The organism is Vogesella oryzagri, assembly GCF_040148885.1.
GTDB lineage: Bacteria > Pseudomonadota > Gammaproteobacteria > Burkholderiales > Chromobacteriaceae > Vogesella > Vogesella oryzagri.
This window is the reverse complement of sequence record NZ_JBEFLD010000001.1, coordinates 113,755-133,854: the sequence shown is the minus strand read 5'-3', so window position 1 is coordinate 133,854 and position 20,100 is coordinate 113,755. Positions and strand designations below refer to the sequence as shown.

Sequence of the window (20,100 nt, the reverse complement as noted above, 5' to 3'; positions counted from 1 at the left end):
TTAAGCTTCAGACTCGGAGCGCTTGAGATTTTGTAATTGGGAAGCGACCCGGTCGGCGATGTGACCAATCACATTGGCGCGGACTTCCTCGCAAGCCTGCTCCAGTGCGATACGAAATCCCAGCGCGTCGGTGCCGCCATGGCTCTTCACCACGATCCCGCGCAGGCCCAGGAAACTGGCACCATTATAACGACGGGGATCAACGCGGGCCTTGAAGTGCTTGAGCACCGGCAGCGCGGCCAGTGCGCACAGCTTGGTCCACCACGTGCGGGCAAACTCTTCGCGCAGGAAGGTTGCAATCATGTGCGCCAGCCCCTCGGAGGCCTTCAGCGCCACGTTGCCGGTAAAGCCGTCGCAGACTACCACATCTACCGTTGCCTTGAAGATGTCGTTGCCTTCCACGTTACCGTAGAAATTCAGGCCGGAATCGCGCAGCAGCTCGGCGGCGCGCTTGATGTTCTCGGTGCCTTTGATGTCTTCGGAACCGATATTGAGCAGACCGACCGACGGGTTCGGCTTATGCAGCAGACTACCGGCCAGCTCGGCACCCATGATGCCGAACTGCAACAGCTGCTCGGGCGAGCAGTCTACGTTTGCACCCAAGTCCAGCACGCAGGTTTCGCCACCGGTACCCGGCATCATCTTGGCGATGGCAGGACGGTCGATACCCGGAATGGTCTTGAGCACGAATTTGGCGGTTGCCATCAGCGCACCGGTATTACCGGCGGAGACAGCGGCTTGAGCCTGGCCATCCTTGACCAGGTTGATCGCCACCCGCATCGACGAATCTTTCTTGTTCTTCAGCGCCGCCTGCGGCGATTCATCCATACCCACCACCTGAGTGGCATGCTGTACGGAGACGCGTGCGCGCAACTGCGCCGGCAATGCAACAAGCTCGGCTTCGATGCCGGCGCTATCGCCTACCAGAACCAGATTTACGTCGGGGGTGTCTTGCAGGAATCTGACAGATGCCGGGACGGTGACCTTGAGGCCAACGTCACCGCCCATGGCATCGATCGCTACAGTGATGGTCATTAACGTGGAACGGTAGTAGAACTACCTGTAGTTATGAGGGAGAGTAGCGATGAGGTGACGAGAATTACTCGCCCTTGGCCTTAACAACCTGACGACCACGGTAGAAGCCGTTCGGGCTGATGTGGTGACGCAGGTGGGTTTCACCGGTGGTCGGCTCTTTCGCCAGGGACGGAGCGGTCAGAAAATCGTGTGCACGATGCATGCCGCGCTTGGACGGGGACTTTTTGTTCTGTTGAACAGCCATGGTCGACTCCTAAGAAATACAAGTAAAAGTTCAGGACCCGGATTTCTTAAGCGTCGCCAGTACCGCAAACGGGTTAGGCTTATCAGCCTTGGCGCGCTCCAGATGCTCCGAACCGCAGTCGTCGTGTTTCGCCGACAGCGGCAAGCCCATAATGATTTCGTCTTCGATCAGTGCCAGCACGTCAAACTCGTCTTCGGCCATGATGGCGTCGAGTTCTTCGTCCTGCGCTACCGCGTCATTCAGCTTCGATTCGTTAACGAACAGTGTAATAACACCCTCGCTCACCACCTCGAACGGCATGATCCCCAGACAGCGCTGACAGCTCAGCTCGACGTTGGCCGTCAACGCATAGCGCAGCGAAGGGCGACGCAGGCGATCGACAAAACCAGCCAGCGACAATTTCACCGCGCCGGCAGTAGACGCCAGCACCTCGTGCACCCGTTCGTCCAGGTCGGCAATGGCCAGTTCTTTATCGAACTGGGCGCCGTCGCGGGCGAAAGCGAGCGGATCAATCAAAATCGGGTTAGACATAAACCTTGGATGATATAATCGCGGCAGGTAATTTGTCAAAACAATCAGGGTTTAGGCTGCATGTAGCCACTGCCGGGCGTGGCAAACAGCACGAAACGCCGCCGGCAAGGCTCGCAGCTTACCGCAAACGGAATTTTCATGCAGATCGTCCTCGCCTCCACCTCCCGTTACCGCCGCGAAATCGTTGAACGTCTGGGCCTGCCTGTCACCGCGGTGGCGCCGGTATGCGACGAAACCCCACTAGCTGGCGAATCCGCGCTCGACACCGCCGTGCGTCTGGCGCGCAGCAAGGCCATGTCGCTGGCCGAACGCTTTCCCGAGGCGCTGATCATCGGCGGTGACCAGGTGGCGCTACTGGATGGCCAGCAGATCGGCAAGCCGGGCAGCTTCGAAAACGGCGTAGAAATGCTGAAGTGGATGAGCGGCCGCACCGTAGTGTTCCACTCCGCCCTTGCCCTTTATAACAGCAAGAGCGGTCATATCCAGGAAGACGTTGGCATCACCAAAGTTACCCTGCGCCAGCTGACCGAACAGCAGATCCGCAACTATCTGACGCGCGAACCGGATGCGCTGCACTGCGCCGGCAGCGCCAAGAGCGAGACGCTGGGCGGCGCGCTGCTGCAAAAGGTGGAAGCCGACGACCCCAACGCACTGATCGGCGTACCGCTATTCGCGCTGGTGACCATGTTGCAGAACGAAGGCGTGGAGATCCTGTGATGGCCGGCACCCTGTATCTGATTCCCACCCCGCTGGGCGACGGCGACACCCCGTGGCTGCCGGAGGGCGAACGCGCCCGCGTCACCCACATCAGCCACTTTGTTGTGGAAGCGGAAAAAACCGCGCGCAAGCACCTGAAGCAGCTGGGCGTCAGCACGCCCATCCGCGAACTGGTGATGAATACGCTGAACGAGCACACCAAGCCGGCCGACGTGGCGGCGCTGCTGGCACCGTTGGCCGCAGGGCAGGACGTAGGACTGGTATCGGAAGCCGGCTGCCCGGCGGTGGCCGACCCCGGCGCGCAGCTGGTGGCACTGGCGCACGAGAAAGGCTACCGCGTCGAGCCGCTGATCGGCCCGTCGTCGATCCTGCTAGCGATGATGGCCAGCGGCGCCAACGGCCAGTGCTTCGCCTTCCACGGCTACCTGCCGGTGGACGCCGCCGAGCGCGCCAAGGCGATCAAGGCGCTGGAACTGCGCTCCAAGCAGAACAACGAAACCCAGCTGTTCATCGAAACGCCGTACCGCAACAACGCGCTGCTGCAACAGCTGCGCGAGACACTGGCGCCAGCCACCCGGCTGTGCGTGGCCGCCGACCTGACCGCGCCGACGCAGACCATCGTCAGCCGGCTGGTGAAAGACTGGCCACAGCAGGCGCCGGACTTTCACAAGCGCCCGGCGATCTTCGTGATTCACGCCAGCTAGGGCGACAAGCATGGCCGCCAGCGAACAGCTCTGCTTCTACCACCCCACTCTGCCCGAGCGCCGGGTGAGCAGCGGCTTCAACTGGCTGGCCTGCATTACCCCCACGCTGTGGGCATTGAGCGAAGGACTGGCCGGGCACGCGCGCTGGCTGTTGCTGTCCGAGTTTGTCTTTGCCGGCCTGCTGCTGGCCAGCAGACCAGTGGAAATTCCGCTGCTCTGCCTGCCGTACCTGGCGCGCAACATCTGGGTAGCACGCCTAGGTACGCAGTGGTTGATCGACAGCCTGTTGCGCCAGGGCTACCACCAGGCGCCGCCCAACCCCTTCAACCCACCACTCACTCCGCCCTGAGCACCGGCTGTAACGCCTGGGCCAGCATCGTTTGCGTCACCGCATCCAGCCGATCTGCGGCCAACGTTGCCGTCGCCCGCCCCAGTGCGCAGTACAGCGCATCGTCTGCGGTCAACAGCACCGCACGGTGTCTGGCCACGGTACCGGCGTCGCCACGCGCAATCGGCCCGGTGAGCGCCGCCTGCGGCCCCAGAGCCAGGGTGTTTTCCAGCGTCTGCCGCATCAGCCCACCCAGTACCGCAGCGGCCACTTCATCCGCCATGCCCGCCTGCGCCGCCACCCGCGCCGCCAGGTCGTGCAGCGTCACCAGATAATTCGAGGCGATCGACAGCGCGGCGTGATAAGCCGCCTTGCCCCCCGGCGCCAGATCAAACGGCACACCACCGATGGCGTGGGCGAAATCGCGCAATACCGGAAAGGCCGCCGCGTCGCCTTCCAGCGCGCAGCGGGTGCCGGCAAAACCCTGCGCCGCCCGCGCCGGCTCGGCAAAGGAAAACGCCGGATGCAGGCTGGCGCAGTGCACCCCAGCCGCGGCCAACGGTGCCAGCAACGCCGCCTCGCCCACGCCGCTGGCGTGAAATGCCACGCTGCCGGCGGCGAGTGTGCCGCTGGCAGCCAGCTCGGCGGCCACACTGGCGATAGCGCCATCCGGCACCGCCAGCAGGGTAAGGTTGGCCGCAGGCAGCGCCTGCACGCTGGCGCACGGTTGACCAGCGCCGATAAAGGCGCACGCCTGCTGCGCCGCCGGCAGGCTGCGGCACACTACCGCGCCGATACGGTACTGGCCGCTGCGCTGCGCCAGCTTCGCCAGCGTCTTGCCCAGGCGGCCGGCACCGATGATATTGAGGGTAAGCATGTTCAGTTCCTTATTCATGCCGCTGGCTTGACAGCGCGCCGACGGCACGACGACGATGGCGCCTCACCTCCCGGAGACCACCATGCCCTTGATCCTGTTTCTGGCCGCCTTTGCCGTGCTGTTTTTCTACGGCGTGGCACTGTACAACGGCCTGGTACGGCTGAAGCACGAAGTCAGCAAGAGCTGGGCCAATATCGATGTGCTGTTGAAACAGCGCCACGAGGAGCTGCCCAAGCTGGTGGACGTGTGCCGCCACTACAGCCAGTTCGAGCAAAGCACGCTCAGTCAGGTGATGGAGGCGCGCGCCATGCTGTCCGAAGCGGCACGTGCGGCCAACGTTGGCCGCATCGGCGAGCTGGAAGGCCAGCTGCGCAGCCTTACCGGCCAGATTTTCGCGGTGGCGGAAGCCTACCCGGAGCTGAAGGCCGACCAGCAGTTCCAGCACCTGATCGTGCGCATCAGCGAGCTGGAGGAAAGCATCGCCGACCGCCGCGAACTCTACAACGAAGCCGTCAACAACAACAATGTGCGCATCGAGCAGTTTCCGGACGTGCTGGTCGCCAACCTGTGCGGCTTTGCCGCCGCGCGGCCGCTACGCTTTGCCGAAGCCGAGAAGCGCGACATCGACGTGCACGAGCTGTTTACCCGCTGACATGCGCGCATTGCTGGAATACGGCTGGGGCACACTGCTGCTCTACCTGTTGCTGCTACTGATGTACTGGCGGCTGGGCAGCGCACCACTGCTGCCGTTTGTCGCCACCGCCTGCCTGGGCGGCATGCTGCTGTGGGCGTGGTTCTATCGCCACTACCGCCACGTGGCCGACACCCCCACTGCCACCACCCGCGCCGCCGCGCAGGGTTACACCGAATGCTACGGCGCCGCTGCCGCCCCCGGCGGCAAGCCGCTGCTCACCCCCTACGGCAAGATGCGCTGCCTGTGGTACCACGCCGAATGCCAGTACCAAGGCCGCGACCACCGCCACCGCCAGCGCGAATCGCACCGCAGCGACGATGCCTTCCGCTTGCTGGACAAGCGCGGCGAAGTGGTGGTGCTGCCGGATGGCGCGCTGGTAGACAGCCGCCACGTGCAGCGCTGGCGCGAAGGCGACTACTGCTACACCGAGCGCTGGATTGCCGCCGACGACCCGCTGTACGTGCTGGGCGAACTGCACAGCGCGAGCAACCGCCCGCAGCGGCAGGATTACCGCGACGACCTGCAGCTGACGCTGAATCAATGGAAAGACGACCCGCGCACGCTGCTGCGCCGCTTCGACAGCAACGGCGACGGGCAACTGTCGGCCGAGGAATGGGAACAGGCGCGTCAGGCAGCGCACGCGCAAGTACAGGATATGCATCGCGAGCTGGCTGCAGCGCCGCTGGGCAGCCAGCTGCAACGGCCGGCGGATGGCCGCCCCTTCATCATCAGCTGGCGCAGCCCGCACGACACCGCACGCCGTCTGCGCCGGCTGGCCTGGTGCCACGCCGGCCTGGCCACCCTGGCGGCCGTGCAGCTGGTCAAACTGCTGCTGCACTAGGCCCGCCGAGCCGCGGGGCGAGTACCGCGAGCCAGTGGGATTGGTATCACCGGTCGGCGAGACTAGTACACCACAGCCTGCGGCCAACGTTGGCCGCAACGACAAGGGCGTGACCGCCAACGGTCACGCCCTTGTGTCATCCTGCAGCGGCTACTGCACGCTGCGCATGCGGGCGATGGCCTCCGCCAGCCGCTCGATGCCGGTAGTGTAGGCCACCCGCACATACTGGCCAGCGCGGTGGCTGCCGAAATCCGCCCCTGGGGTGATCGCCACCTTCACCTCGTCCAGCATGCGCTGGCAGTAGGCAAAACTGTCGTCGGTCACCGCCGATACATCGGCATAGATGTAGAACGCGCCATCCGGCACCGAGTCGATCTTCCACCCCAGCTGCGGCAATGCCTGCAGCAGAAAATCCCGGCGACGCCCGAACTCGGCGCGACGGCTTTCCAGCACATCCAGTACCGCCGGCTGGAACGCCGCCAGCGCCGCATGCTGCGCCGCCGCCGGCGGACACAGGAACAGGTTCTGCGCCAGACGCAACGCCGGCTCCACGTAATCCGGCGGCACCACCAGCCAACCCAGGCGCCAGCCAGTCATCTGGAAATACTTGGAGAAGCTATTGATCACGAACACATCATCCGCCAGCGACAGCGCGCTGAACGAGTCAGCACCGTAGGTCAGCCCCTGGTAGATCTCGTCCACGATCAGCGCCCCGCCCTTGGCGCGACACAACGCCGCCAGATCGCTCACCTCGTCGCGGCTCAGCACCGTACCGGTCGGGTTGGCCGGGGTCGCCACCATGGTAGCCACGGTGTTGGCCTTCCAGTTGGCTGCCGCGTCTGCGGCCAACAGCTGGTAGCGGGTGGCGGCATCCACCGCCACCGTCTGCGGCACCCCGCCCAACAAACTGACAAAATGCCGATTGCACGGATAGGTAGGATCAGGCATCAACACGCCATCGCCCTGATCCACCAGCAGCGACAGCGCAATCTGCAGCGCGCCGGAAGCGCCGGGGGTGACGATGATGCGCTCCGGCGCCACCGCCACGCCGAAGCGGCTGCGGTAGAAATCGCTGATTGCCTGCCGCAGCTGCGGCAGGCCCTGCGCTGCGGTGTAGAAAGTATGCCCGGCCGCCAGCGCCGCGCGGCCGGCCTCCACGATCGCCTCCGGGGTGGCGAAATCCGGCTCGCCCACCTCCAGGTGAATCACGTCATGCCCGGCCGCCTGCAAGGCGCGTGCCTTTTCCAGAATCGCCATCACCTGAAACGGCGCAATCGCGGCCAACCTGTTCGATAGTTTCACTGCATCCCTTTCACTGGGCCGTCTGCGGCCTCTCACGCTTTGCAGTATGCCAGTAGTTGACAACGGCAAGGGGTACTTCTATACTGCGCAGCCTGTCGCGGAGAGGTGGCAGAGTGGTCGAATGTACCTGACTCGAAATCAGGCGTACGTGCGAGCGTACCGAGGGTTCGAATCCCTCCCTCTCCGCCAGACAGACCACGCAATCAAGCCCTTGAGAGATCAAGGGCTTTTTTGTTTTCAGCGCGCTCCGCAGCGGACGCGGCACCGCCGGGGCTGGCGACCAAACGCCGACTCCGGCGACAAAATCGACGCCGGGATCACGCGGCACCACGCCATTGCCACGCCGATGGCCATCAAAACCGCTGCCATGCCCCCCACAGCTGCGCATGCCACCTCGGTGTTGCCAGCCGGATGCGCATCACGACCGCCCCTTACTTGCCCCGTTTACCCCCTGCCTTGCCGCCGGCGGCATTGAGCGTCAGCGCCGCGCGGATCAGGGCCTTGAATGCCTCCGCGTCGATCTCTTCTCCCTGGTGGATGTCGATCGCCCGCCTGACCTTGCTGTCCAGGCTGGCGTTGAACAGCCGGACCGGGTCCGGTAGCGCCGCGCCCTTGGCAAAGGTCAGCTTCACCACCGCACGGTACGATTCGCCGGTGCAGAGGATGCCGCCGTGCGACCATACCGGCGTCTGCCACTTCCATTCCTCCACCACCTGCGGATCGGCTTCCTGGATCAGCTGCCGCATCCTGCGCAGCGTCTCGCCGCGCCAGTCGCCCAATTCGGCGATCCGCTGATCGATCAGCGCCGTCGCCGACGCCCCTGCCGACATATCCGACTGTGCCATGTTCACCTCCAAACCCGCTTGTCCCAAACCCCGCCCGGCCCCCGCAATCGCGCCTCAGGATGCCGCCGTCAGCGGCAGTTCCCCGCGCTTGTCCTTCAGCGTTTTCATCACGATGTAGGAGCAGATGTCGCGCATGCCCGGTAGTTTGTTGAGCTTCTCCACTACAAACGTGGAAAACGCCGGCAGACCGCGGGCGCGGATGTGCAGCACGTAGTTGCTGGCACCGCTGACCACATAGGCCGCCACCACTTCGTCAAAGGCATCGACCTGCTGCAGGAAGGCTTCGTGCCAGTCCGGATGGCTGTGATCCACGGTGACATGCACGATGGCCTCCAGCTCGAAGCCCAGCTGCACGGCGTCCAGCCGCGCGTGGTAGCCCTGGATCAGGCCGTTTTCTTCCAGCGTGCGCACCCGCCGCAGGCAGGCCGACGGCGACAGCGCCACCTTGTCGGCCAGGTCCTGATTGCTGAGCCGGCCGTTGTGCTGCAGCGCGGCCAGAATGCGCCAATCAATCGCGTCCAGTTGCATACGCAAGTTTCTTTCTTCAACAGCATGGATGATTGAATAGTCTGCGAAAAATTACTGCTCTACAAGCCAAGTTTGCAACCAGCGCCGCTGGCGCCGGTGCTACGATTTTGTGGTGGGGAGCCGCCGCAGCAGCGCCCCGATTGCCCACCGCCGGCCGTGCCGGCCCATCACGAAGGAAGACTGACATGCTGACCCGCGCCGACTGCCTGGCTGCCGATGCTCGCGACCCACTAGCTGCATTCAAGCAGCAATTCACCATTCCGGAAGGAGTGCTGTACCTGGATGGCAACTCGCTGGGCGTGCCACCCAAGACCGCCGCCGCCCGCTGCAGCAAAGTGGTGAGCCAGGAATGGGGCGTGGGCCTGATCCGCAGCTGGAACACGGCCGGCTGGTTCGAGCTGCCGGGCCGGCTGGGCAACAAGCTGGGCCAGCTGCTGGGTGCCAACGACAACGAAGTGGTGGTCACCGACACCACCTCGCTGAACCTGTTCAAGGCCCTGGCCGCGGCGATCCGCATCCAGCAGCAGGCGCCGCAGCGCCGCGTGATCGTGTCCGAGCGCGACAACTTCCCCACCGACCTGTACATGATCCAGGGCATGATCGACCTGCTGCAGCAGGGCTATGAGCTGCGCCTGACCGACGACACGCTGTCGCTAGAGCAGGCGCTGGACGACGATGTCGCCGTGCTGCTGCTGTCGCACGTCAACTACCGTACCGGCGCCATGTACGACATGGCCGCCACCACCGCGCTGGCGCACCGCCACGGCGCGCTGACCATCTGGGATCTGGCACATGCCGCCGGCGCGGTGCCACTGGACCTGAACGCCGCCGAGGCCGATTTCGCCGTCGGCTGCACCTACAAATACCTGAACGGCGGCCCGGGTTCCCCGGCCTTCATCTGGGTAGCGGCACGGCACCAGGATCGCTTCTGGCAGCCGCTGTCCGGTTGGTGGGGCCACAACCGCCCGTTCGACATGGACCCCAGCTACCAGCCGGCGCAGGGCATTCGCCGCTTCCTGTGCGGCACGCAGCCGATCACCTCGCTGGCGATGGTGGAGTGCGGGCTGGACGTGGCGCTGCAGGCCGACATGGCGGCAGTGCGCGCCAAGTCGCTGGCGCTGACCGACCTGTTCATCCAGCTGGTAGAACAGCGTTGCGGCCAACATCCGCTGACGCTGGTGACCCCGCGCGAGCATGCCCGCCGCGGCAGCCACGTCAGCTTCCGCCATCCGCACGGCTTTGCCGTGATGCAGGCACTGATCGCCCGCGGTGTGATCGGCGACTACCGCGAACCGGAAGTGCTGCGCTTCGGCATCACCCCGCTGTACCTGAGCCACGCCGACATCTGGGACGCGGTGGAAGTGCTGCGCGACATCCTGGACAGCGGCAGCTGGGATCGCCCGGCATTCCACCAGCGCGCGTCGGTGACCTGAGCCCTGCGGCCAACCTGGACGGCAAAACACCCCGGCGCGCCGGGGTGTTTGTGTTTGCAGCTGGCAAGGTTGCCGCTACTGCGCCTCCAGCTGCTGCAGCAGGCTCAGGTCGACGATGTCGATATCGCGGCCATTGACCGCGATGGCGCCCTGCTCCACCAGGCTGTGCAGCACGCGCGAGAAGGTTTCCGGGGTGATGTTCAAGCGCGAGGCGATCACGTTCTTGTTCACCGCCAGCCGCACCAGGCTGTCGTCGCGCTGGCGCTGCAATTGCAGCAAATAGCCGGCCACCCGCTGCAGCGAGTTCTCCACCGAGTAGCGCGCCACGTCGCGCATCAGGTTGTGCAGCCGCAGCGACAGCCCGGCCAGCATGCGCTGCGCAAAGCCGCTGTCGCTGGCGATGGCGGCCTGGATCGCCTGCACGCTGACATGCAGCAGCAGACCGTCCTCGATGAACTGCGCCATCACCGGAAACGCCTTGCCCAGGAACATGGCGGCCTCGCCGAAGCTCTGCCCCGGATGCAGGATCTCCACCACCTTTTCCACCCCGCCGTTGGAACACAGCGCCAGCTTGACCTTGCCGTACACCAGCAGATACATGCCGTCGCAAGTATCGCCGCGCTGGAAGATCACCTGCCCTTTTTGCCCGCGCACTTCGCGCGTGGCCGGCACCAGCGCCTGCAGCTGCTGCGGCGACAGCTGCTGGAACAGCGGCTGGTGGCTCAAAAATACCGCGACATCAATCGGCACCATGCTGGCTTCGTCCTATCGAAACAATGGAGGCAAGGCTACGCCGCCACCAGCCGGTGAACCATGCACCGGATGGTGGGGGCGGCTAACTCCTAATGACTAGTGCCGCCGGAGCGCGTCACCTTGTTGAACACATTGTATTTGCCGATCGGCTTCATCATCGGCAGCGCCGCCACTTCGCGGAAGTTGGCCGCATCCACCACCACCAGCTCGCCGGGCGTTTCCATGATGCTGACCAGCGCGTAGCGGCCGTCGCGGGTGAACTCGACGTGGGCATTGGTCTTGCCCGGCCGCAGTGTCAGCTCGCGCACCACCTTGAAACTGCGCTTGTCGATGATGGACAGCGTGTCGCGACGCGGCGACATCATCGCGTCCACCCAGGCATAGGGCGTGTTTTCGTGGCTGCGCAGGAAGAAACCCGGCCCCGGGGTGGCGATGTTGGCCGCCACCTGCCAGCGGTCCATGTCGATCACCGTCACGCGGCCGCCTTTCAGGTTCGGCGTCGCCATGTAGTGGTGGCCGTCCTGTACGAAGGTGATGCCGGAGCCCAGGTGCGGCATGCCGTCCAACGGCAGCTCCGCCACCTTGCTGCGCGAGTCCAGGTTGATCACCTGCGCGTGGCCGTCACGCGAGGCGGCCATCACGTGGCGATAACGGTCGTCAAAGAAGAAATCGTCCAGCACCATCTCCAGCGGCGTCACCCGCGGGTTGAGGTAGCCGGGCACGGCCAGGCCCTCGCCCATCTGGTAGTCGTGCACATAGCCGGGGTAGATCGCTGCGGCCTTGGGGTCGTAGGAGATTTCCCACAGCTCGGCAGCGTCTTTCAGCGCCACGATGAAGCTGTGTCGCGGCGCAGCGTCGTACACCGCCGACACCCGCGACGGCTTGCCGCCGCGGTCGGTTACCGCAAAGGTCTTCACCGGTTTCAGGCCATTGGCGTCGAGCAGCACCAGCGTTTCCGGCAGCGTGTTGCCGGCCAGCACCCAGCGCCCATCGCCGGATACCGCCACGTTGCGCGTATTCAGCCCGACGCGGATCTCCGCCACCGGCTGCAGCGTGTACAGGTCGTACTGCGTCACCCAGCCATCGCGGCTGGCAAAGTACACAAAACGTCCGTCCGGCGAGAACTTCGGCCCGCCGTGCAGCGCAAAGCGGCTCTGGAAACGCGTCACCGGCTGGAAGCGGTCGCCATCCAGCACCGTGACATGATGATCGCCGGCCTCCACCACCACGAACAGGTTGCGCGGGTCGATGCTGGCGGCAAAGGTTGGCCGCAGCGGCAGCTTGGCCGGATCGAGATACTGGATGCGCGAGGCGGCGGTATCCGCCTCGCGCCACACTGGCGGCGTTGCCGGCGGGGTGGCCAGCCACGCCGCCAGCTCGCGGATGTCGGCATCGGCCAGCTTGCCGGCAAAGCCGGCCATCTGCGTGGCGGCGCGGCCATCGCGGATGGTGCGCAGCACCTCGTCCGGCTTCAGCCGCTCCAGGCTTTGCGGCAGCAGCGCCGGCGCCATCGCGCCCATGCGCTGCGCGCCGTGGCAACTCAGGCACTGCTGCTGGTACAGCGCGGCGGGGTCGGCGGCGGCCGCAATCAACGGCGCCAATGCCAGCAACAAACTGCTGAGCAGGGCTTTCATGGCTGGGCCTCCGCCGCGGCACTGCCGCGCTGCCACGGCGTCAGCGGCGGCATGCTGTGCGCGCCTGCCGCCACGCCGATCTCGGCATCGGACAGGTAGCAGGCCGGGTCGGCGGCCCAGTAGTCGCCGGTCAGCTGCCAGGCGCGCACGCGGGTATTGCCGTTGCAGATCGCCAGCTGGCTACAGGCGGCGCAACGGCCGTGCACCGGCCGCGGGCGCTGCTTCAGCCCGGCCATCAGCGGGTGCGCGGTGTCCGGCCAGATGGCGGAAAACGGCCGCTGGCGCACATTGCCCAGCGTCACCTGCCACCACATGGTGTCCGGGTGCACATTGCCGAGGTTGTCGATATTGGCGACGTTGACGCCGCTGGCATTGCCGCCCCACTGCTGCAGGCGCTGGCGCAGCACATCGACCTGCGCCGGGTAATGTCGGGCCGCCCATTGCAGCAGATAGACGCCGTCGGCATCGTTGTTGCCGGTGACGTAATCGCGCTGCTCGCCGGCCTGCAGCTGCGCGTGGCAGGTGTCCAGCAGCAAGTCCATCGCCCAGCGCGTGCGGGCGTGGCGCGCGTCGCTGTCGCGGTGCTTGTTGCCACGGCCGGCGTAGTTGAGGTGTGAGAAGTAGAACTTGTCGATGCCTTCGTCCGCCACCAGCTGCAACAGCGCCGGCAGGTCGTGGGCGTTGTCCTCGGTCATGGTGTAGCGCACGCCGACCTTCATGCCGGCATCGCGCGCCAGGCGGATACCGCCCAGCGCCAGCGCGAAGCCGCCGTCCAGGCGGCGGAACTTGTCATGGGTGGCGCCGATGCCGTCCAGGCTGACGCCGACGTAATCAAAACCCACCTCGGCGATGCGGCCAACGTTGGCCGCATCGATCAGCGTGCCGTTGCTGGACAGGCCGACGTAGAAGCCCATCGCCTTGGCGCGGCGGCCGATGTCGTAGATGTCCGGCCGCAGCAGCGGCTCGCCGCCGGACAGGATCAGCACCCGCACGCCACAGGCGTACAGGTCATCCATCACCGTAAACACTTCGGCGCTGGACAGTTCGCCCGGAAAATCCTTGTCGGCGGAGATGGAATAGCAGTGCTGGCAGGTCAGGTTGCAGCGGCGGATCAGGTTCCAGATCACCACCGGACCGGACGGCGCACGCGGCGGCGCCAGCGGCGCCGGGTGCAGCAGGGTGTGCAGGTAATGGCTCAGGCGCAGCATGGCAGCCTCCGGCGATGACAATGACGTCATCGTCGGCGCTGCGCCGCACAATCTCATTGACTGCAGTCAAGCGCCTGCAAAGCCGGCCGCCGGCCGGCGCGCGGCGGCACTTAATGCAGGTGCGGATGGTGCTGCTGGTACCAGTGCTGCAAATAGCGGCCGCCGCGGCCGATGGCGATTACCACCGCCGCGCCGCCCATGGCGGCCAACAGCAGCAATGGTATCCACGGCTGCGCCATGAACAGCACGATTGCCAGCACCGCCGTCACCATATAGGCGCCGCTGTACCAACCCTGTTGCTTGCGTCTGGAAGTCATGATGCCCCTCCTTGCCGGCCGCTGGCCGCAGCCCCGGCCGGCATCAACCGATGCGCGCCTTGCGGCGCCATTTTCATTTTAGTGCCCGCCGGCGCGCTGTGCTGTGCGCCGGCGGCACAGCGGCCAGTTCCCAAGCCGGGATGGCTGCCCTATCATCGCTGCCCCGTTTACTCGTGGCGCCTGACCCATGCCTTACCTGCTTATCGTGACCGTCCTGTGGGCGTTTTCCTTCAGCCTGATCGGCCAGTACCTGGCCGCGCAGGTGGACAGCGACTTTGCCGTGCTGCTGCGCGTGCTGATCGCCGCCGCGGTGTTCCTACCGTTTACCGTGTGGCGCGGTCTGCCGCAGCGGCTGCTGGCCGGCTTCTGGCTGGCCGGCGCGCTGCAGTACGGCATTACCTATCTGTGCCTGTACCGCAGCTTTGCCGTGCTGACGGTGCCGGAGGTGCTGCTGTTCACCGTGCTGACGCCGATCTACGTGGTGCTGCTGGACGATGCGCTGCAGCGCCGCCTCAACCGCTGGGCGCTGCTGGCCGCGGCGGTGGCAGTGGGCGGCGGCGTCATCATCCGTTTTCAGCCGCTGCAGGGTGACTACCTGCTGGGCTTTGTGCTGCTGCAAGTGGCCAACCTCACCTTTGCCGCCGGCCAGGTGCTGTGCCGCCGCCTGCTGCAGCGCTACCCGGTATCGCTGCCGCTGTACCGTTACTTCGGCCACTTCTTCCTCGGGGCGCTGCTGCTGGCGCTGCCGTCCTTCCTGCTGTTCGGCAACCCGGAGCGCCTGCCGCAGACCGGCATGCAGTGGGGGGTACTGGTGTATATGGGGCTGTTCGCCACCGCGCTGGGCATGTACTGGTGGGTAAAAGGCAGCGTGGCGGTCAGCGCCGGTACGCTGGCGATCATGAACGAGTTGCACGTGCCGGCCGGCCTGCTGGTGAATGTGCTGATCTGGAACCGCAACGCCGACCTGCCGCGGCTGGCGCTGGGCGGCGCAGTGATCCTGGCCTCGCTGTACATCAACCGCCTGGGGCGGCGCGCGGCGCTGGCCGGCCAGACCGGCTGACGCCAGACCCGCAGCCTTCAGACAGACAAACACCGCCGCTGCGGCCTGCCCGCACGGCGGTGTTGTTTTGCGGCTGACAACCGCTGGCGCTGCGGCCAACCTTGGACAGCTAATGCGGCAGCCGGTAGTGCTGCACGATGGCGGCCAGCTGGCCGGATTGCTGCAGTTCCGCCAGCCGGCGGTCGATCAGCGTGCGCACCGGCTCCGGCAGGCTGCGGTCGTACATCAAGTGGATATCCACTATCGGTATCACCGCGGACAGATCGTAGAAACGGAAATCCGCCGGCGACAGCCCCTGCTGGCGCAGGTTGTACACCAGCCGCATATCGGTATCCACCAGGCCGATGCCGCGCCGTGCCTGCAGCATGCGGATAGCGCTGCCCTGGCTCAGTGCGCGCTGGTCGCTGATGCGGCCGACCCCGGACTTGCTGCGCAGATACTTGTCCAGCCCCGGGTAGTCATAGCCATTCATCAGGATCAGCGGCTTGCCGAACAGGTCGCTCAGCTTGCGATAGCGGAACGGGCTGCTCTTTGGCACCGCCAGCACATGGCGCCAGCTGAACAGCGCCCGCTGCGACAGCTGCCAGCCCGGCTGCAACCACGGCGTGGCGCCGTAACTCAGCCAGTTGGGCAGCTGGCCGTTGCTGCGCATGGCGTCCAGCCGCGGGGCCGGCGCCACCACCGGATGCAACTGGTACTGGCTGCCCTGGAACACCTGGCGCACAATCTCGGTCACCACGCCGCCGTGCAGCGGGTTGTCCTGCGTCGCAATCTGGAACGGCTCCACCTGCTCGATCACCATATAGCTGATGTCCTCCGCCATCGCTGGCGCCAGCATACTGCCGCACAGCCACAGCGCCACCATCAGGCACACCCGGTTCCAATTCATAGCTCCCCTTTAACCGCCTCGCCGGCAGGCTTGAGTGCGCTACGTTAAAAGGCTTGCCGGCTGCCAGCAAGTGCCGACTGGCAAGCTATGCAAACGGCAAGCAAATGGCGGCAACCGGCAAGGACGGCGCCAGCCCGGGCCACGGCAGAGCCAGACGCGGCGGCGCGGCCGCGCACGGCAGCCGCGCCGGTGATCAGGCCAGCATGGGAATCAGATGCGCAGGCCGCTTTTTTTCAGGATACGGCTGGAAAACAGCACTTCATGCCGGCGGCAGGCGGCCCCCAGCTGCTGGCGCACCGTGGCCACCTGCGCCAGCACTTCATCGCGGCTGCTGCCGTGGCACATGGCAAACAGGTTGTACGGCCACACCGGCTGGCGCCGCAGACGGCGGTAGCAATGGCTGACAAACGGCAGCGCCCCCACCTGCGGCCCGAGGTCATCCACCAGTGCGTCGTCGACATCGAACACCGCCATACCGTTGGCCGCATAGCCGATGGCGTAGTGGTTGGGCACCGCGCCGATGCGGCGAATGACGCCGGACTGCACCATGACGGCCAAGCGGGCGCACACCTCTCCCTCGGTCAGCCCCAGCTCGGTCGCCAGTTGCTGCCACGGCTCCGCCACCAGCGGCAGGCCGCCCTGGGTGGCGCGGATCAGCCGCCAGTCGAGATCGTCCAGCGTCACGATGCCATCGTCGCCGGCGGCCAACTCGCGCCGCCCCACCGGCGCCCTGCCGCCGACGGCAAACTGCATGCCCACGTAGTACTCGCGCAGTTTGGGAAAGTCGTACACCTGCAGGCCGGTGGCGTCCTCGATATCGAAAATGGCATCGGCGATGCGCCCCGGCGTGCTGGTGGCCAGCACGAACCACATATTGAAATCGTGCTCGCGGCGGTAGTTGTGCGCCACCGCCGGCAACGCGTTCACCTGCGCCGCCACCGCGTCGTAGCGCGCCTCCGGCACCGCCAGCGCCGCCAGCACAAAGGCGCCGCCCATGCGTTCGATCTGGTACATCGGCCCGAAGCGCGTCAGCACCCGGCGATCCAGCAGCGATTGCAGCCGCTGGCACAGGCCGGCGGCCGACAGTCCCAGCTCGGCCTCCAGCATGGCAAATGGCGCCGGCTGCAGCGGGAAGCCGCCTTGCAGGCGGTCGATGATCAGGCTGTCGATGGCATCCAGCGGCATGGCGGCATTCATGGTGTTACTCCGGGTGGTAGCGGGCGCCGCGCTGGGTGTAGCGGCGGGTGGAAATCAGCAGCGCCTGCGGCAGCGCAGCCAGACCATATTGCTGTGACAGCCGCTGTGCTTCGCGGCGCACGGCGGCGGCGTCGCGGGCGTGGATCATGCAGAACAGGTTGTAGGGCCAAGCCTCGCCGCGCGGCAGCCGGGCATAGCACAGCGTCACCGCGGCATCGGTGGCCAACCGCTCACCCAGCGCATCGCGCAGCTCCGCCGGCACCTGCCACACGCACATGGCGTTGGCGCGGAAACCCAGCTCGTGGTGGCGCAGTACAAAGCCGAAGCGGCGAATCACGCCATCCACCACCCAGCACTGCAGCCGCTGGCGCACCTCGACCTCCGCCAGGCCGCTGGCCGCGGCCAACGGCAGGAACGGGCACGGCAGCAGCGGCAGGCCGTCGCTCAGCGCCGCCACCAGCCGGCGGTCGGCCGCGTCCAGTTGCGGCGCAGCCGGACTGCGGGTTGGCCGCCGCACCGGACCACTGTCGCCCAGCGCAAAGCCCAGGTCGATGTGGTATTCGCGCTCCAGTGGCAGATCCAGCGGCAGCAGCCCGGTGTCGGCGGCAATCTGCGCCAGCACGGCGTCGATCTCGGCGCGGTTGGCGGCGGTGAGCACGAACCACAGGTTGTAGTGGTGATCGCGCGCGTAATTGTGGTTGACCTGCGGCAGGCGGCTGACCTGCGCCGCCACCTGGTCCAGCCGTGCCGGCGGCACCGCCAGCGCCGCCAGCGTGCTGGCACCGACGGTATTGGGCGCGAATACCGCGCCGATACGACTGAGCAGGCCGCTGTCGCGCGCCTGCTGCAGCCGCAGCAGCAGCGTGGTTTCCGTCAGCCCGCATTCGGCGGCCAGCAAGGCAAACGGGGCGGACTGCAGCGGGAAATCGCGCTGGTAGCGGTCCAGCAGGCGCAGTAGCGGATCCTGCAACGGCAGATTCATGTCACATCCCCATGCGGCCGGCACGCCAGCTGAAAAAGATGCCGGAAGGGTTGGCCGCCGGCAGCTCGGCCACGGTGGCAAAGCTTTGCGTGTCGATCACCACCAGCTTGTCGTCGTCGCGGCTGGACAGCCATACCGCGTCGCCACGGGCGGTGAATTCCATGTGCAGGATGGCGCGGCCCGGCTTCAGCGTCTTGATTACCTGCATCGTCGGTACGTCGATCACCTGCACGGTGTCGTTGTGTGGAAAGGCAAAATTCACCCACACCCGTCGCCCGGATGGCTCCGCCATCACGAACACCGGCTGGCCGTATACCGGCACCCGCGCCGCTTCCTGCCAGCTGCGGCTGTCCGCCACCAGCACGGTGTTGTGGCCGATGGCCGGCAGGAAGGCGTAGTCACCGGCCAGGCTCCAGCCGCGCAGATGCGGCATCTTGTACACCGGCTGCTTGTCCTGCCCCTGGCCGTAGCCGGGCAGGATGCGGCGCACGCCGGCGTCCGGGTGCCAGTTGTCCAGCAGCGCCAGGCCGTCCTCGCCGTACAGGCCGGCGATGTAGTAGCGGCCATCGCCGCTGGCCAGGCCGTCATACGGCTGGCGGCCAACGTTGCGATACTTGGTGACCACCGGCGCGCGCGGGTTGGCCGCATCCAGCAGCCAGATCTCGCCGGCCTCGAACAGGCTGAAGGCGAAGCGGTTGCCCGGCAGATCCGCCAGTCCCACCACCTTGGACGGCTGGCCGTTGTCGTCCAGCGCCGGAATGTCGGCCAGCGGCGCCAGGGTCTCGGCATCGAACAGCTTCACCCCGCCCGGGCTGTAGTTCTGCGCCGCCACGATGCGGCCATCGCTGGAGATGGCACCGCCGATGCTGTTGCCGGCCTGCAGCACCCGCGCCACCAGCTTGCCGGCCAGGATGTCGACCTTGCTGATGCCGCCATCGCGGCCGAACACGTACACATAGCGCGCATCACGGCTGTACACCAGCGAGGCGTGCGACAGATCACCCAGCCCCTGCACCCGCGACAGCGGCGTCAGGTGGCTGTTGTCCACCACCTGCACACTGCCGTTGGCGCGCTCGATCACCACCCCCAGGTCGCCGCTGCCGCGCAGCGCCGGGCTGGCGCAGCCGGCCAGCAGCAGCATGGCGGCCGCCGCTGCGGCCAACGTTTTGATGCGGTTCATGGTGCCTCTCCTTGTTGCAATTGCCGGATCAGCCAGCGGGCTTCGTCTTCGCTGATGAACGGCCGCCACGGCGGCATCGCGCTGCCTGGGCGGCCATCCAGCAAGGTGGCGACCAGGCTGTCGGCCGGCTTGTCGGCCAGGGCGCGCGCGGTAAGCGGGCTGCCCAGCCCGCCCTGCAACGTCAGGCCGTGGCAGGCGCCGCAATCCTGGCGCAGCAGGTGGCGCAGCTCGGCGGCACGGGCGGGTTGCGGGACGGTCAGCAGAGGGTCGGCGTGGGCGGCTTCGTATAAAAACAGTGCGCTACAGGCGAGCAGCAACAGGCATTTGAGGGTGAGCCGCGACGGGCTGGCAGGCGGTGGTTTCATGACATGGTTCCGGCAAAGGCTTGCGGCAGCAGGCAATACCCGCTGGCGCAAGCCGTCGCGCGCGGCGGCCAACCTTGCCGGTCGGCCGCGACGCTGGCGAGCTTACTGTGCCAGCACCCACTTCACCAGCTGCTTCACTTCGGCATCCGGCACTTGCGGGTTGGGCGACATCGGCACCGGGCCGAAGCTGCCGGCACCGCCTTTTTTCACTTTTTCTTCCAGCTTGGCCTGCACGTTCTGGCCCTTGTACTTGCTGGCGATGTCCTTGAATGCCGGGCCGACCACTTTTTTATCCACGCTGTGACAGGCCAGACAGTTGTTCTTTTTCGCCAGATCCAGCGAGGCATTGGCCGAACCGGCCAGCAGCAGGCCACCGGCCAGCAGGCAGGCGCTCAGTAGTTGCTTGTTCATGTCGAGTCTCCATGGGCGGCAAGCC

Annotated in this window: 24 protein-coding genes and 1 tRNA gene; 8 read left to right on the top strand and 17 right to left on the bottom strand. The window is 66.1% G+C overall.

Annotated elements, in window-relative coordinates:
• The 3 genes from plsX to ABNW52_RS00660 form a co-directional block, all read right to left on the bottom strand.
• A complete protein-coding gene (plsX, locus tag ABNW52_RS00670) occupies positions 1-1,035 on the bottom strand; it encodes a phosphate acyltransferase PlsX (protein WP_349582614.1) in 1,035 nt (344 codons plus the stop codon).
• A gap of 64 nt (positions 1,036-1,099) precedes the next feature.
• A complete protein-coding gene (gene rpmF, locus ABNW52_RS00665; protein ID WP_017509929.1) occupies positions 1,100-1,279 on the bottom strand; it encodes a 50S ribosomal protein L32 in 180 nt (59 codons plus the stop codon).
• A gap of 30 nt (positions 1,280-1,309) precedes the next feature.
• Positions 1,310-1,810 carry a YceD family protein gene (locus ABNW52_RS00660; protein ID WP_349582610.1) on the bottom strand — a complete coding sequence of 167 codons (501 nt, stop codon included), beginning with the start codon at positions 1,808-1,810 and terminating at the stop codon, positions 1,310-1,312.
• Positions 1,811-1,948: 138 nt separating this feature from the next.
• Here ABNW52_RS00660 and ABNW52_RS00655 point away from each other — a divergent pair, with 138 nt between their 5' ends.
• From ABNW52_RS00655 to ABNW52_RS00645, 3 genes are read left to right on the top strand one after another with little or no spacing between them, the layout of a single operon-like run.
• The gene (locus ABNW52_RS00655) at positions 1,949-2,527 is read left to right on the top strand and encodes a Maf family nucleotide pyrophosphatase (RefSeq protein WP_349582607.1); all 579 of its coding nucleotides are present in this window, start codon (positions 1,949-1,951) and stop codon (positions 2,525-2,527) included.
• On the top strand, positions 2,527-3,231 hold the full coding sequence (locus ABNW52_RS00650; RefSeq protein ID WP_349582605.1) for an SAM-dependent methyltransferase: 705 nt from the start codon (positions 2,527-2,529) through the stop codon (positions 3,229-3,231). The genes ABNW52_RS00655 and ABNW52_RS00650 overlap by 1 nt, the downstream gene beginning before the upstream one ends.
• A 10-nt stretch (positions 3,232-3,241) precedes the next feature.
• Complete coding sequence (locus ABNW52_RS00645) at positions 3,242-3,580, top strand: hypothetical protein (protein ID WP_349582602.1); 339 nt, start codon at positions 3,242-3,244, stop codon at positions 3,578-3,580.
• On the opposite strand, the gene ABNW52_RS00640 is transcribed toward ABNW52_RS00645, so the two are convergent.
• Positions 3,567-4,436, bottom strand: coding sequence for a Rossmann-like and DUF2520 domain-containing protein (locus ABNW52_RS00640; RefSeq protein ID WP_349582600.1), 870 nt, complete (start codon positions 4,434-4,436; stop codon positions 3,567-3,569). The genes ABNW52_RS00645 and ABNW52_RS00640 overlap by 14 nt on opposite strands.
• Positions 4,437-4,518: 82 nt before the next feature.
• Here ABNW52_RS00640 and ABNW52_RS00635 point away from each other — a divergent pair, with 82 nt between their 5' ends.
• Together ABNW52_RS00635 and ABNW52_RS00630 are read left to right on the top strand one after the other, a co-directional pair.
• Positions 4,519-5,088, top strand: a complete 570-nt coding sequence (locus ABNW52_RS00635; RefSeq protein ID WP_349582598.1) for a LemA family protein — start codon at positions 4,519-4,521, stop codon at positions 5,086-5,088.
• A 1-nt stretch (position 5,089) separates the two neighbouring features.
• Positions 5,090-5,971 carry an EF-hand domain-containing protein gene (locus tag ABNW52_RS00630; protein ID WP_349582595.1) on the top strand — a complete coding sequence of 294 codons (882 nt, stop codon included), beginning with the start codon at positions 5,090-5,092 and terminating at the stop codon, positions 5,969-5,971.
• A gap of 150 nt (positions 5,972-6,121) precedes the next feature.
• Here the strand turns inward: ABNW52_RS00630 and ABNW52_RS00625 are convergent, their stop codons facing one another.
• Positions 6,122-7,273 carry a pyridoxal phosphate-dependent aminotransferase gene (locus ABNW52_RS00625; RefSeq protein WP_349582592.1) on the bottom strand — a complete coding sequence of 384 codons (1,152 nt, stop codon included), beginning with the start codon at positions 7,271-7,273 and terminating at the stop codon, positions 6,122-6,124.
• A gap of 99 nt (positions 7,274-7,372) precedes the next feature.
• On the opposite strand from ABNW52_RS00625, the gene ABNW52_RS00620 reads away from it, so the two are divergent.
• Positions 7,373-7,462: transfer RNA gene (locus tag ABNW52_RS00620), tRNA-Ser, on the top strand.
• Positions 7,463-7,704: 242 nt separating this feature from the next.
• On the opposite strand, the gene ABNW52_RS00615 is transcribed toward ABNW52_RS00620, so the two are convergent.
• Positions 7,705-8,118, bottom strand: a complete 414-nt coding sequence (locus tag ABNW52_RS00615; RefSeq protein WP_349582589.1) for a DUF1801 domain-containing protein — start codon at positions 8,116-8,118, stop codon at positions 7,705-7,707.
• Positions 8,119-8,172: 54 nt separating this feature from the next.
• Positions 8,173-8,646, bottom strand: a complete 474-nt coding sequence (locus ABNW52_RS00610) for an Lrp/AsnC family transcriptional regulator (RefSeq protein ID WP_349582586.1) — start codon at positions 8,644-8,646, stop codon at positions 8,173-8,175.
• Between the two features lie 185 nt (positions 8,647-8,831).
• On the opposite strand from ABNW52_RS00610, the gene kynU reads away from it, so the two are divergent.
• The gene (kynU, locus tag ABNW52_RS00605) at positions 8,832-10,079 is read left to right on the top strand and encodes a kynureninase (protein WP_349582583.1); all 1,248 of its coding nucleotides are present in this window, start codon (positions 8,832-8,834) and stop codon (positions 10,077-10,079) included.
• Positions 10,080-10,154: 75 nt separating this feature from the next.
• On the opposite strand, the gene ABNW52_RS00600 is transcribed toward kynU, so the two are convergent.
• The 4 genes from ABNW52_RS00600 to ABNW52_RS00585 form a co-directional block, all read right to left on the bottom strand.
• Complete coding sequence (locus tag ABNW52_RS00600) at positions 10,155-10,832, bottom strand: Crp/Fnr family transcriptional regulator (RefSeq protein ID WP_349582580.1); 678 nt, start codon at positions 10,830-10,832, stop codon at positions 10,155-10,157.
• Between the two features lie 89 nt (positions 10,833-10,921).
• Positions 10,922-12,466 (bottom strand): cytochrome D1 domain-containing protein, encoded by a 1,545-nt coding sequence (locus ABNW52_RS00595; protein WP_349582577.1) that lies wholly within the window; start codon positions 12,464-12,466, stop codon positions 10,922-10,924.
• On the bottom strand, positions 12,463-13,674 hold the full coding sequence (gene nirJ / locus ABNW52_RS00590; RefSeq protein WP_349582574.1) for a heme d1 biosynthesis radical SAM protein NirJ: 1,212 nt from the start codon (positions 13,672-13,674) through the stop codon (positions 12,463-12,465). Before nirJ ends, ABNW52_RS00595 begins: the two co-directional genes overlap by 4 nt.
• 110 nt (positions 13,675-13,784) lie before the next feature.
• Positions 13,785-13,991 (bottom strand): hypothetical protein, encoded by a 207-nt coding sequence (locus tag ABNW52_RS00585; protein WP_349582571.1) that lies wholly within the window; start codon positions 13,989-13,991, stop codon positions 13,785-13,787.
• 187 nt (positions 13,992-14,178) lie between these two features.
• Between ABNW52_RS00585 and ABNW52_RS00580 the strand changes: the two genes are divergently transcribed.
• Positions 14,179-15,051: an EamA family transporter gene (locus tag ABNW52_RS00580; protein ID WP_349582568.1), complete on the top strand. Its 873-nt coding sequence runs from the start codon at positions 14,179-14,181 to the stop codon at positions 15,049-15,051.
• Between the two features lie 109 nt (positions 15,052-15,160).
• On the opposite strand, the gene ABNW52_RS00575 is transcribed toward ABNW52_RS00580, so the two are convergent.
• The 6 genes from ABNW52_RS00575 to ABNW52_RS00550 all read right to left on the bottom strand — a co-directional run bounded on the left by ABNW52_RS00575 (position 15,161) and on the right by ABNW52_RS00550 (position 20,075).
• Complete coding sequence (locus ABNW52_RS00575; protein WP_349582565.1) at positions 15,161-15,940, bottom strand: hypothetical protein; 780 nt, start codon at positions 15,938-15,940, stop codon at positions 15,161-15,163.
• A 210-nt stretch (positions 15,941-16,150) separates the two neighbouring features.
• Positions 16,151-17,137: a siroheme decarboxylase subunit beta gene (gene ahbB / locus ABNW52_RS00570; RefSeq protein ID WP_349582562.1), complete on the bottom strand. Its 987-nt coding sequence runs from the start codon at positions 17,135-17,137 to the stop codon at positions 16,151-16,153.
• Positions 17,138-17,141: 4 nt separating this feature from the next.
• A complete protein-coding gene (gene ahbB / locus ABNW52_RS00565) occupies positions 17,142-18,119 on the bottom strand; it encodes a siroheme decarboxylase subunit beta (RefSeq protein WP_349582560.1) in 978 nt (325 codons plus the stop codon).
• A gap of 1 nt (position 18,120) precedes the next feature.
• Positions 18,121-19,299 carry a cytochrome D1 domain-containing protein gene (locus tag ABNW52_RS00560; RefSeq protein ID WP_349582557.1) on the bottom strand — a complete coding sequence of 393 codons (1,179 nt, stop codon included), beginning with the start codon at positions 19,297-19,299 and terminating at the stop codon, positions 18,121-18,123.
• Entirely contained in the window at positions 19,296-19,664 is a 369-nt protein-coding gene (locus ABNW52_RS00555) for a c-type cytochrome (RefSeq protein ID WP_349582555.1), read from the bottom strand. Before ABNW52_RS00555 ends, ABNW52_RS00560 begins: the two co-directional genes overlap by 4 nt.
• A gap of 102 nt (positions 19,665-19,766) precedes the next feature.
• Complete coding sequence (locus ABNW52_RS00550; RefSeq protein ID WP_349582552.1) at positions 19,767-20,075, bottom strand: c-type cytochrome; 309 nt, start codon at positions 20,073-20,075, stop codon at positions 19,767-19,769.
• Positions 20,076-20,100 lie beyond the last annotated feature (25 nt).

Coding starts and splice junctions, on each gene's coding strand:
- plsX (WP_349582614.1), bottom strand. CDS start 1,035: ATGACCATCACTGTAGCGATCGATGCCATGGGCGGTGACGTTGGCCTC.
- rpmF (WP_017509929.1), bottom strand. CDS start 1,279: ATGGCTGTTCAACAGAACAAAAAGTCCCCGTCCAAGCGCGGCATGCAT.
- ABNW52_RS00660 (WP_349582610.1), bottom strand. CDS start 1,810: ATGTCTAACCCGATTTTGATTGATCCGCTCGCTTTCGCCCGCGACGGC.
- ABNW52_RS00655 (WP_349582607.1), top strand. CDS start 1,949: ATGCAGATCGTCCTCGCCTCCACCTCCCGTTACCGCCGCGAAATCGTT.
- ABNW52_RS00650 (WP_349582605.1), top strand. CDS start 2,527: ATGGCCGGCACCCTGTATCTGATTCCCACCCCGCTGGGCGACGGCGAC.
- ABNW52_RS00645 (WP_349582602.1), top strand. CDS start 3,242: ATGGCCGCCAGCGAACAGCTCTGCTTCTACCACCCCACTCTGCCCGAG.
- ABNW52_RS00640 (WP_349582600.1), bottom strand. CDS start 4,436: ATGCTTACCCTCAATATCATCGGTGCCGGCCGCCTGGGCAAGACGCTG.
- ABNW52_RS00635 (WP_349582598.1), top strand. CDS start 4,519: ATGCCCTTGATCCTGTTTCTGGCCGCCTTTGCCGTGCTGTTTTTCTAC.
- ABNW52_RS00630 (WP_349582595.1), top strand. CDS start 5,090: ATGCGCGCATTGCTGGAATACGGCTGGGGCACACTGCTGCTCTACCTG.
- ABNW52_RS00615 (WP_349582589.1), bottom strand. CDS start 8,118: ATGGCACAGTCGGATATGTCGGCAGGGGCGTCGGCGACGGCGCTGATC.
- ABNW52_RS00610 (WP_349582586.1), bottom strand. CDS start 8,646: ATGCAACTGGACGCGATTGATTGGCGCATTCTGGCCGCGCTGCAGCAC.
- kynU (WP_349582583.1), top strand. CDS start 8,832: ATGCTGACCCGCGCCGACTGCCTGGCTGCCGATGCTCGCGACCCACTA.
- ABNW52_RS00600 (WP_349582580.1), bottom strand. CDS start 10,832: ATGGTGCCGATTGATGTCGCGGTATTTTTGAGCCACCAGCCGCTGTTC.
- ABNW52_RS00595 (WP_349582577.1), bottom strand. CDS start 12,466: ATGAAAGCCCTGCTCAGCAGTTTGTTGCTGGCATTGGCGCCGTTGATT.
- nirJ (WP_349582574.1), bottom strand. CDS start 13,674: ATGCTGCGCCTGAGCCATTACCTGCACACCCTGCTGCACCCGGCGCCG.
- ABNW52_RS00585 (WP_349582571.1), bottom strand. CDS start 13,991: ATGACTTCCAGACGCAAGCAACAGGGTTGGTACAGCGGCGCCTATATG.
- ABNW52_RS00580 (WP_349582568.1), top strand. CDS start 14,179: ATGCCTTACCTGCTTATCGTGACCGTCCTGTGGGCGTTTTCCTTCAGC.
- ABNW52_RS00575 (WP_349582565.1), bottom strand. CDS start 15,940: ATGAATTGGAACCGGGTGTGCCTGATGGTGGCGCTGTGGCTGTGCGGC.
- ahbB (WP_349582562.1), bottom strand. CDS start 17,137: ATGAATGCCGCCATGCCGCTGGATGCCATCGACAGCCTGATCATCGAC.
- ahbB (WP_349582560.1), bottom strand. CDS start 18,119: ATGAATCTGCCGTTGCAGGATCCGCTACTGCGCCTGCTGGACCGCTAC.
- ABNW52_RS00560 (WP_349582557.1), bottom strand. CDS start 19,299: ATGAACCGCATCAAAACGTTGGCCGCAGCGGCGGCCGCCATGCTGCTG.
- ABNW52_RS00555 (WP_349582555.1), bottom strand. CDS start 19,664: ATGAAACCACCGCCTGCCAGCCCGTCGCGGCTCACCCTCAAATGCCTG.
- ABNW52_RS00550 (WP_349582552.1), bottom strand. CDS start 20,075: ATGAACAAGCAACTACTGAGCGCCTGCCTGCTGGCCGGTGGCCTGCTG.